Raw genomic sequence first — 991 nt, 5'->3', positions numbered from 1 at the left:
ACGAAGCCGGCCTGCACCTGCGTCTTGCGCTCGCACAGCGCCCGCACGAATTCGCGATTCGCGCCGAGCTGCTTCAGCGCAACCACGTCGGCGAGCCCGGTGTCGCGGGCCTGCCGATACTCCGGTGTCTGACGCATGAAGCCGCGGAACAGGTCGTTGCGCAGCCCGCAGCCGGACGGCCCGCGCCATGCGCCGTCGGCGATCGCCTGCAGCCGTTCGGTCTGCCGCGTCAGCGCCTGCGTGGCCATGTCCTGCAGCCGCGCATCGAGCGTCGTGCGCACGACGAGGCCGTCGGAGTAGAGATCATAGTTGTTGCGGTCGGCCCACGCGATCAGCCACTTGCGCAGTTGCACCGCGAAATGCGGCGCGAGACCGGGCTGTGACGTCTGCGGTTCGAAGTCGACGCGCAGCGGCTGGCGCTGCAGTTTCGCGAACTGCTGCGGCGACAGCATGCCCATCTGCGCCATCCGGCCGAGCACGACGTTGCGCCGCTGGACCGCGCGTTCCGGATTCAGCACCGGGTTGTAGTAGCTGTTGCCCTTCAGCATCCCGACGAGCGTCGCGCTTTCCGTGAGGTCGAGCTGGTCCGCCGACTTGCCGAAGTAGGTGCGCGCGGCCATTTCGACGCCGTACGCGTTGTACAGGAACGGCACCGTGTTCAGGTAGGTTTCGAGAATCTCGTCCTTGCTGTACACCGCTTCGATCTTGAACGCGGTGATCAGCTCCTTCACCTTGCGCGTGAGCGTCGGCGCGCGGCCGACTTCGTCGGGATACAGGTTGCGCGCCAGCTGCTGCGTGATCGTCGAGCCGCCCTGCCGGTCGCCCGAGAACGTATGCAGGCCGGCCGCGAGCGTGCGGCGCCAGTCGATGCCGTGATGCGCGTAGAAGCGGTGGTCCTCGGTCGCGATCAGCGCATCGATCATGTGCGGCGAGATCTGCTTGAGCGGCACCCATTCGCGGTTTACCGGCCGGAATTCGGCGATCAGCTGGC

General features: G+C 67.0%; 1 protein-coding gene. It reads right to left on the bottom strand.

The window, feature by feature from the left end:
- The coding region (locus JMF90_RS38400) for a transglycosylase domain-containing protein (protein WP_201326474.1) at positions 1 to 991 on the bottom strand (991 nt) is incomplete at both ends.

The organism is Burkholderia sp. E168m23, assembly GCF_016586125.1.
In the GTDB taxonomy this organism is placed as follows: domain Bacteria; phylum Pseudomonadota; class Gammaproteobacteria; order Burkholderiales; family Burkholderiaceae; genus Burkholderia; species Burkholderia orbicola.
The sequence above is the reverse complement of the archived record's forward strand: the minus strand, read 5'-3'. Positions and strand labels throughout refer to the sequence as shown.